This window comes from Alishewanella sp. HH-ZS (genome assembly GCF_001704375.1).
Classification (GTDB): Bacteria; Pseudomonadota; Gammaproteobacteria; order Enterobacterales; family Alteromonadaceae; genus Alishewanella; species Alishewanella aestuarii.
This window is the reverse complement of the sequence record NZ_LZEJ01000062.1, coordinates 1-9,876: the sequence shown is the minus strand read 5'-3', so window position 1 is coordinate 9,876 and position 9,876 is coordinate 1. Positions and strand designations below refer to the sequence as shown.

Genomic DNA, 9,876 nt, shown 5'->3' with positions numbered 1-9,876 from the left:
GTTCATATTATTCTCCGGTACCAGTCTGACCTCTGAGCTCCTACCGGTACCGGAGTACTGTGGATAAAAAAACCCGCTGCGAGGCGGGTTTTTTAGTGGCGGGTTAAGCTTATTTGGCGACAGGCAGTGTCGGATAGGTAATGCCGGCCATTTCGTTCATCACCCGGGTAACCTGTACGCTGTAACCGAACTCGTTATCGTACCAAACGTATAACACGCAGCGGTCGCCATCAACGATGGTCGCCTGTGAGTCAACCACACCGGCGTAGCGCGAGCCAACCAGATCGGATGATACGATTTCGGTTGAGCTGGTAAAGTCGATCTGATCCTGCAGTTCAGAGAACAAAGAGGTGTTTTGCAGGAAGTTGTTCAGCTCGTCTTTGCTGGTTTCGCGGTTCAGGTTCAGCGACAGAATCGCCATTGACACATTAGGTGTTGGTACCCGGATCGCATTACCGGTTAACTTGCCTTTCAGCTCTGGTAACGCTTTAGCGACGGCACTGGCAGCGCCCGTTGAGGTCAGTACCATATTTAATGGTGCCGCCCGGCCACGACGCTCGGCTTTGTGGAAGTTATCAATCAGGTTCTGATCGTTGGTATAAGAGTGTACCGTTTCCACATGACCATTACGGATACCGTACTCATCGTTCAGTGCTTTTAATACCGGTGTAATAGCATTGGTGGTGCAACTGGCCGCTGATACGATGGTGCGATCCGGGGTAATCATATGCTGGTTTACGCCATACACTATGTTTGGCACATCGCCTTTGGCCGGTGCCGTCAACAGCACCTTGGCCGCACCCTTGCTCTTCAGATGTACCGACAAACCGACGTCATCTTTAAAGATACCCGTGTTATCAACCACCAGCGCATTGTCGATACCATAGGCTGTGTAATCGACTTCTTCCGGCGAATTGGCATAGATCACTTTGATAAAGGTACCGTTGGCTTTAATGCCCTGGTTTTCTTCATCGACTGTAATGCTGCCATTGAAAGGACCATGGATGGAATCGCGACGCAATAGGCTGGCACGTTTTTCCAGATCGCCCTGCTTACCGCCACGCACAACAATGGCTTTTAAGCGTAATTTAACGCTTGGACCAGAGCGCTCTAACATCAGACGGGCTAACAGCCGGCCGATCCGGCCAAAACCATATAGCACCACGTCAACTGGCTTCACTTTATCTTCATGATCCAGAATTTGTGACAACTCACGGGCCAGATACTGCTCCAGCGTTAAACCTTCCGCGACGTTTTTGTACAGGAAAGCATAAGCCAGCTTACCGATATCAACGCGGCCTGGGGCCAGATTCATCTTGCTGATTGCTTCCAGTACCGGGAAGCTTTCACGTAACCGCAGTTTTTGCCCCTCGAAACGCTGCACAGTTTTGTGCGCTTTGATGATATCGATGATGGTAGCATTGACCAGCGGACGGCCGTAAATCACGACTTCGATGCCTTTGTTACGGTACAGACGGCCAATAATTGGCAACATGTTTTCGGCGTATTCCTGGCGCTCCTGCCAGCTCTTCTGGTACTGCTCTGCGTGTGATAGGGTCATGTTCAGGCCTTTTACTTCAATAAGATGAATTAATCGGAGTTGCCTTGGCCGCTTTTATGTAGGGTACAGCGGTTTTGAAAGGCGGCCTATTGTAATGGATTATGAAAGCCTACCACAACAATTACAGAATTTTTTAGACCTTGGTAGTATGTTGAAAGCGCAGCGACACCGAGTTGACACAGTAGCGCTGCCCGGTTGGCAAGGGCCCATCGTCAAACACATGCCCCAAATGGGCATCGCAGGCGGCACAGAGAATTTCAATCCGGTGCATGCCATGGCTGTGATCCGGTTTATAGCTGACCTTACCCTCTATCGCCTGATAGAAACTCGGCCAGCCGCAGCCGGCATCAAACTTAGTCGCCGAATCAAACAACACGGTACCACAGCAGATGCAGTGGTAGGTGCCATCAGCCGTATGGTGCAACAAGTCGCCACTGAACGGATACTCGGTGCCCTTTAAACGGGTGATCCGATACTGTTCGTCAGTCAGACGTTGCCGCCATTGCTGTTCTGTTAGTTTCATCTGTACCTCAGCACATCACAGAAATTCTCACTTAAACTATTATACGCGGAAGCCGGCTAACAGATTATTTAATTCCCGTGCCATTTGCCGTAACTGGCTACTGGCGCCCGCCAACTGTGCTGCCTGTTCATGTGTTTGCTGCACTGCCTGGGCAATTTGCTCCATATTCTGGTTAATACCACCGGCAACCATCGCCAGCTCTTCGGTAGCACTGGCCAGTTGGTCATTGACGTCGGTGATCTGAGCAACAGCGCCATTGATACGCTGCAAGGCGCTACTGGCTTCAGAAGAACGGGCGATGGTCAGGCTGGTTTCCTGCTGGCTTTGTTGCATTGAACTGACGGCGCGGGCGGCATCCTGCTGAATTTCCTGCACCTTGCTGTTGATATCCTGAGTAGAACTGGCCGAACGGCTGGCCAGGGTGCGGACTTCGTCGGCAACCACCGCAAAGCCCCGTCCCTGTTCACCGGCACGGGCGGCCTCGATGGCGGCATTTAGTGCCAACAAGTTGGTTTGCTCTGCAATGCTGCCAATCACCTCCGTCACGGCACCGATTTGCTGACTGCTGTCGGAGAGCTCCGATAACACCGCTGCCACCTGCTCCACTTTGCTTTGTAACTGATTAATAGCCTGTAAGGTTTGACCAACAGCCGCAGTACCGGCAGCCGCCTCACGATCGGCATCCCGTGCCGAATGTGCCGCCGTAGTCGCATTACGCGCCATATCATCGCAGGTGGTGCTCATTTCGTGCACTGCGGTCGCAACCTGGGTGGTTTGCTCCATAACCTGTTGCAGTAAGGTCTGACTTTGCTGGCTGGAACTATCCAGCGCCTCAGATTGTTGATTCAGCCCGCTCACCAGAGCCCGCTGCTGACCGATGAGTTCACGCAAGCGGCCAACCAGGGCAGCAACGGCGGCTAGCAAACTATCCTGATCACCTGCTTTCAGGCTAATGCTGGCACTAAAATCACCGGCCGCTACCTGTTGCACCAATTGCCGGGTATAGGCAACCTCACCACCCAGCTGGCGCAACAACCAACGGCGGATATACAGCGAAACGGCAACGGTCAGTAACATCACCAGCACTATTACCAATGCCAGCCGTAACCCGGTTTGCCAGAACATCTTTTGCACATCATCAATATAGATGCCGGAGCCCAATACCCAGCCCCACTCCTGATCCGCAATCACATAGGACAGCTTGGTATAACGCTCCTCGGTAACACCACCACCGGGTAGCGGCTTGGTCCATTGATATTCAACAAAACCACTGCCATAACGGCCAATGGTATCAACAAAGGTCACAAAGAGGTTTTGGTTATTCAGTTTTTGCTGCTGACGACCGTCGGGGCTACGCATTAACGTCGCGTAATTAAAACTTGCCCGGTCCAGTACTGTGCCTTCCAAAGCAGGCACGGTAGGATGCATCACCATTTTCGGAAAGGGCCGCCCCAGATCATTGATCCAGATATACTCGACCTTGTCATAACGAATGGCACGGATCGCCGATAATGCGGCCTGTTGTGCCTGCTCACGGCTCAGGGCGCCGCTTTTTTCCAATTGCTGGTAGTGCTTAACCAGGGTCATCCCCACATCAATCACCGCCACCACCCGTTGTTCGCGTCCTTCCGTCAGCCGTTGCTGCAGCGCATCCAGCGCCACGGCAGCAATCACCAGAAAACCGGCTAACGCCAGTAACGGAACAATTAATAAGCGGCCCGCCGCGGTTGACCAAAATCCCATAGCCCTGCTCCTGTCGTATTTTTTGTATTTTTGTTAAGCATAGCTGCATCTGGCAAAAGCGCGTATAAGTTTTGCTATTACAGTAAGTTGTTGCATAAATACCGACAATAAACTGTAGCGCATAGAGCCGTCAGCGCATTTCAGGTATAGTACGGCGGCAGATACCCTGTGCGGACAGCCGGCTGGCTCTCCCCCTGATTGAGTGTGTTATGCCAAGTCGATTAAAAACCCCGCTTAGCCTCCTGCTGTTACTGCTGCTATTTACCTTGCTAAGCTACCAACTGCTGTTTAACCGCTTACTGAGTCAGGCCCAGCAAACTGCGCTTCGGCATGGTGCTGAATTTAATCTCTACATTGAGCAGCAACTGGCTCGCTTTTCGCTGCTTAATCAGAGTCTGGCCGCCCGCCCTGAGCTTAAACAGGCACTCTCAGCCGCTGTGGATTCAGATAAAAGTGCCTTAAGTCAATTACTGGCCGATTTTAATCTGGCCAGTGGCAGCGCTTCTATCTATCTGATGGACCATAGCGGTCTGGTGCTGGCAAGCAGTAACTTTGCACAGGAAGTCAGTTTTCTCGATTACAACTTTGGCTTTCGGCCGTACTTCACTGAAACCATCCGCACCGGGCAAAGTTACATAGACTATGGTCTGGGCTGGATCTCAAAAGAGCGTGGCATCTATTTCTCTAATCTGGTGCAACAACAGCCCGGCGAGCGTTATGGTGTGCTGACCAGCAAACTGAATATTGATCAGTTAGAGTTGGCTTATCAGAGTATCGCCGGTCAGAGCCCCTGGTTGTTTATGCTGGTCGATGAAGAAAATACCGTGCTTGCCAGCAATAATCCGGCCTGGCGTTTATCGCAGCTGGGTGAACAAAGCCTGACCCTGCCCCGTCATCCGGGGATGCTACTGCCGGCCCTGGCGGTGAAACAGCAAGGCAGCTTATGGCAGCTGCTGCAGCAGCCTGGTCAGAGTCAGTTGCCGCGTACCGAGTACACGGTAGCCCAGAAAGCCCATCAAGCCCTACCCTGGCAACTGGTGATGCTGCATCCAACCCGGCCGTTAAAGATTCAGGCGTTGCAATACAGTATCAGCCTGGCGCTGCTGTTAACACTGCTGCTGTTAACGGCACAATACTGGCGAAACCGCCGCCAGCAACAATTACAGCGCACCCAGCTCTACCAAAAACTGGAACAGGCTGTGGCCGAGCGCACCGCTTCGCTGCAACAGAGCAACCAGCAACTGCAACTGGAGATCCGCCAGCGTAGTGAGGCAGAACAAGAGCTCAGACAAACTCAGGAACAACTGCTGCAAGCCGCCAAGCTGGCAACCATTGGCCAGTTAAGTGCGTCCATTAACCATGAGTTAAACCAACCGCTGACCGCCATGCACAGTTATTTACAGAACAGTCAGCTGCTATTAGCCCGCGGCCAGCATACCGAACTGGCGGGCAATCTGGATAAACTTAGTCAGCTGTTACTACGCTTAAATCATATCGTGCAGCAGTTTAAAGGCTTTAGCCGCAAGGCCGCCAATACCCCCCGGGTAGTGACACTGCAGAGCCTGGTGAATAATGCGCTGGATCTGCTGCAGCCGCTACTGCGCCAGCAAGCGGTCAGCATTAGCTTTGAGGAACAGGCCGCACCACACGTTAAGGTGGATCCGCTTCAGCTGGAGCAGGTGCTGGTGAATTTGCTTGGTAACGCCGTTCAGGCCTGCGAAGGTTTACCCCAGTGCCAGCTCAGTATTCGCCTGAGCGTACAAGAGCAGCAGGCTTGCCTGCAGATCCATGACAATGGTCCCGGTATCCAACCGCATGTGATGGTCCATTTGTTTGAGCCCTTTTTTACCACTAAACAGGGCTCTGGGCTCGGCCTTGGCCTGTCTATCTCACGGCAAATCGTACAGAGCTATCATGGCAGTTTACAGATAGCTAATCATCCAGATGGCGGCGCCGTGGTGACCTTATTTTTACCGCTTTACCGCACGGAGTAACGCATGACAAACCCGCAGCAAGTCTGGCTTTTGGATGATGACAGCAGCATTCTGGATGCTTTAGCACAGGGCCTGAGTCTGGAAGGTTGGCAATGCCGGACTTTTACCGATCCGGCCAGCCTGCTAAGCCAACTGACGCCCGATTTCGCCGGCGTTATTGTCACCGATCTGAATATGCCGCAGCAGGACGGTTTAAGTGTGCTGGCCGCGATTTTAAAGCGCGACGCCGAACTGCCGGTTATTTTGCTAACCGGCTATGGCGATGTCAGTATTGCGGTTACGGCGATGCAGGCTGGTGCCTATAGTTTTATTGAGAAGCCGGTCAATCACAGCCTGTTGCTAAAAACCCTGCAACAAGCTGTCGCCAGCCGCCAGCTGACACTGCAAAACCGGCGCTTGCAAGCCCAGTTACAGCAAAGCCGGCGTGGCAGGGTGCAATTAATTGGCGATAGCCCGGGTATGGATCAGATGCGCCAGTTACTGGACCTGATCCTGGATACGCCAGCCGATGTGCTGATTGAAGGTGAGACCGGCAGCGGCAAAGAACTGGTCGCCCGCTATTTGCACGATAATTCAGCGCGCAGTGAGCAAAAGTTTGTGGCGCTGAATTGTGGCGCTATTCCGGAACAGCTGATTGAAAGTGAACTCTTCGGCTGTGAAGCCGGCGCTTTTACCGGCGCCGATAAAAAGCGCATTGGCAAATTTGAGTTTGCCAATGGCGGCACCCTGTTTCTGGATGAAATTGAAAGCACACCGCTCAGTGTTCAGGTACGCCTACTGCGAGTTTTAGAAGAGCGCAAGGTGACACCGCTGGGTAGCAATCAGGCAAAAAGTCTGGATCTGCGGGTTATCGCCGCCACCAAAACCAATCTGGCCGAGTTAAGTGCCACCGGCGATTTCAGACTGGATTTGTATTACCGCCTTAATCTGGTGCATGTCACTATTCCACCGCTGCGGCAAAGACGGCAGGATATTCCGCTGCTGTTTAAACACTTCGCCATGTTGGCCAGCGCCCGTTATCACAAGCCGGTACTGGCGCTGACGCAAGCCCAGCTCGACCGGCTACTGGCCCATCCGTGGCCGGGTAATGTACGCGAGCTACGCAATCTGGCGGAACGCTTTGTGTTACTGGGACCTGAGGCAGCATTTGCGCAGCAAGGCCTGGCCTTACCCGACACCTTTGGCAGCGCCATGGGGCTGAGTGAACGGGTGGCATTTTTCGAGCAAATGCTAATCGAAGAAGCACTGAATGCCACCAAGGGCAGCATTAAAGACACTATGCAGGCGCTGAATTTGCCTCGTAAAACCTTGTACGACAAGATGCGCAAGTATGGTCTGCTGCGTAGTCAGCTGACTGACGAGGATAGCGAAAGCTAAGCTAGGTGGTTTTCCACCCAAGGCCGCAGATTACAGGGTCAAATTTGACCCCAAAACTGACCTCTAAAATCCCAAGGCACTGTATTTGTTTGCTTTTAATCTTGGCAGCATAGTTGCTAAAGCCCTGTTGCAATTAATTATAACGACAGAGCAAGAGGTAGCTATGCAACAGGACAACATCTTTCAATTAATCCGCCCCCGTACCCTGGCCGCACTGGCCGCCTGTACCCTGCCAATCAGCATGGTTCAGGCCAGTAACCTGCCCGCCCCTGCGATCCAGTTTTATGGTAAGGCTGAAGTGCAGCTGGCGCATACCGATAAGGGCTTTATGCGCTATGCCGAGCAAGGTACCCAGCTGGATATGCCTTTTAGCCGCTTTGGTTTACGCGGCGAGCAGCAACTGAACGACTATCTGACCGCGTTTTTTACCTATGAAGTCGATGTGCGAGGCTTTGATGAGGCCAATACCCAAACGCCATTTTCTGCCCGTAATACTTTTGTTGGTATCAAAGGCGGCTTTGGCCAGTTGATCGCCGGGCGTAATGATACCCGGCTGAAAACCAGTGAGGGCTTAGTTGATTTATACAACGAGACCAGCGGTGACATCGCCCAAATCCTGCCCGGACAGGATCGGCTCGGAGATAGTCTGACCTATATCTCACCTAGACTGGCGGGCTTTGAACTTTCTGTTACCTATGTGCTGGGGCAGGACAATGAGCTGCAACAAGGTAAAGATGGTGTAGCCGTAAGCCTGGCCTATGGCGATCGTAACCTGAACAGCCAGCCTTACTACATCACCCTGACCCGGGCACAGAGTTTAAACGGCCTGGATGCCAGTCGTTTGGTCTGGCAACAAAAGTTGTCCGACTTTACGCTGGGGGTGTTACTGCAATATAGTGAAGAAGCAGAAGGCGAACGCAGTGGCAGCGGTGGTTATATCAGTGTGCAGTATCCGTTTGGTAACTGGGTACCTAAACTGCAGCTGGGGCGGGATACATCCAGCCTGCGGCAACGCAGCGCCGCAAATCACTACACCACGGGCGTCGACTATCTGTTTAACAGCCAGAGCAAAGCCTATGTTTATCTGACACAGCTGGTGTTAACCGACGCGACGGACACCTCAGTCGTGGCTGGCTTACAGTATCGCTTCTAGGAAGGTTACCATGACAACGATTACCAAAACTCCGTGGTTTGCGCTACTGCTTGGCCCGGCTTTTATGCTGCTCACGCTGCTCACCACAGCACCCTTTGGCATGAATCAGGAAAGCTGGCTGGTACTGAGCCTGACATTCTGGATGGCCAGCTGGTGGATCAGTGAGGCGGTGCCAATCCCGGTAACCTCTTTTTTACCCTTGGTTATTGCACCATTACTTAATCTGAATAGCCTGGCGGCAACGGCGCAGCCTTACGCTCACCCGCTGATTTTCCTGTTTCTCGGTGGCTTTATTATTTCCATTGCGATGGAGCGTTGGTCACTGCATAAACGCATTGCGCTGCATACCATGTTGCTGGTGGGCAGCAAGCCCAGCCAGCAGATCGGCGGCATTATGATGGTCACCGCCTTTTTGTCGATGTGGATGTCAAATACCGCGACGGCGGTGATGATGCTGCCAATTGCGCTGTCGATTATGCAGCTGTTACATCAGGATCAGGAAGACAGCGCCTTTGGCAAAGCTATGCTGCTTGCCATTGCTTACGCCGCCTCTATCGGTGGTCTGGCAACCTTAATTGGTACCCCGCCCAATGCACTGATGGCAGCCTTTCTTGCCGATAACTACCAGATCCAGATTGGTTTTGCCGAGTGGATGCTGGTAGGTTTGCCGCTGAGTATTATTTTACTGGCGATCAGCTGGCTTTGGCTGACCCGGGCCGCTTATCAGGTTGATAAGGTTGCTGCGGTTGAAACTAAAGGCTTATTCCGGCAACAACTGGCAACGCTGGGCCGGATGCAACGTGGTGAAAAAGCGGTGCTGACCATCTTTGTGCTGACCGCGCTGTGCTGGACCTTCCGGCCGTTACTGGCCAGCTGGAGTGGCTTACCACTGGATGATACTACTATCGCCATGACTGCAGCCCTGTTGCTGCTGGTATTGCCACTGGATCGCAAGAATACTCGCATCCTGACCTGGGATGAAACCAAAAAACTGCCGTGGGGGATTCTGATGTTGTTTGGTGGTGGTCTGAGTTTAGCCGCCTTGATCACCAAAAGCGGGCTGGCGGCCTTTATTGCCGATCAGGTGATCCTGCTGGGTGATGTGCCGTTCTGGGTGATGATCGTGGTGGTCACTGCGGTGATCGTATTCCTGACCGAAATCACCAGCAATACCGCTACCGCAGCCGGCTTTTTACCGCTGCTGGCACCGGTGGCGCTGGCAATGTCTGGTACCCCGTTAACGCTGGTGATCCCGGCGGCCATTGCGGCCAGTTGTGCCTTTATGATGCCGGTGGCAACCCCACCCAATGCTATCGTTTTCTCGTCCGGTCAGCTTAGAATTGCCGATATGGTTAAAGCCGGCTTTGCGCTGAATATCTTCTCGGTAGTGGTGGTCAGCGTCCTGACGTTAACCCTGGCGCGCTGGGTGTTTGGCTTTTAATCCAGCCTAAGCTTCCAATACAACCTAATCGAGTAGGAGGCGGGATCACTCCCGCCGTCCTCTCACACCACCGTACGTGCGGTT

Annotated in this window: 7 protein-coding genes; 4 read left to right on the top strand and 3 right to left on the bottom strand. The window is 52.9% G+C overall.

Features of this window, described 5'->3' with window-relative positions; genetic code table 11:
- Window positions 1–109: 109 nt before the first annotated feature.
- The 3 genes from A9165_RS15750 to A9165_RS15740 all read right to left on the bottom strand — a co-directional run bounded on the left by A9165_RS15750 (window position 110) and on the right by A9165_RS15740 (window position 3,827).
- Window positions 110–1,561, bottom strand: coding sequence for a glyceraldehyde-3-phosphate dehydrogenase (locus tag A9165_RS15750; RefSeq protein ID WP_008610286.1), 1,452 nt, complete (start codon window positions 1,559–1,561; stop codon window positions 110–112).
- Window positions 1,562–1,694: 133 nt separating this feature from the next.
- Window positions 1,695–2,084, bottom strand: coding sequence for a peptide-methionine (R)-S-oxide reductase MsrB (gene msrB, locus A9165_RS15745; RefSeq protein WP_065956585.1), 390 nt, complete (start codon window positions 2,082–2,084; stop codon window positions 1,695–1,697).
- Between the two features lie 39 nt (window positions 2,085–2,123).
- Window positions 2,124–3,827, bottom strand: a complete 1,704-nt coding sequence (locus tag A9165_RS15740; protein ID WP_065956584.1) for a methyl-accepting chemotaxis protein — start codon at window positions 3,825–3,827, stop codon at window positions 2,124–2,126.
- Between the two features lie 209 nt (window positions 3,828–4,036).
- Between A9165_RS15740 and A9165_RS15735 the strand changes: the two genes are divergently transcribed.
- The 4 genes from A9165_RS15735 (at window position 4,037) to A9165_RS15720 (ending at window position 9,792) form a co-directional block, all read left to right on the top strand.
- Window positions 4,037–5,821, top strand: a complete 1,785-nt coding sequence (locus A9165_RS15735; protein WP_065956583.1) for an ATP-binding protein — start codon at window positions 4,037–4,039, stop codon at window positions 5,819–5,821.
- A 3-nt stretch (window positions 5,822–5,824) separates the two neighbouring features.
- Window positions 5,825–7,198 carry a sigma-54 dependent transcriptional regulator gene (locus A9165_RS15730; RefSeq protein ID WP_065956582.1) on the top strand — a complete coding sequence of 458 codons (1,374 nt, stop codon included), beginning with the start codon at window positions 5,825–5,827 and terminating at the stop codon, window positions 7,196–7,198.
- Between the two features lie 163 nt (window positions 7,199–7,361).
- Entirely contained in the window at window positions 7,362–8,351 is a 990-nt protein-coding gene (locus A9165_RS15725) for a porin (protein WP_065956586.1), read from the top strand.
- 10 nt (window positions 8,352–8,361) lie between these two features.
- On the top strand, window positions 8,362–9,792 hold the full coding sequence (locus A9165_RS15720; protein WP_065956581.1) for a DASS family sodium-coupled anion symporter: 1,431 nt from the start codon (window positions 8,362–8,364) through the stop codon (window positions 9,790–9,792).
- Window positions 9,793–9,876 lie beyond the last annotated feature (84 nt).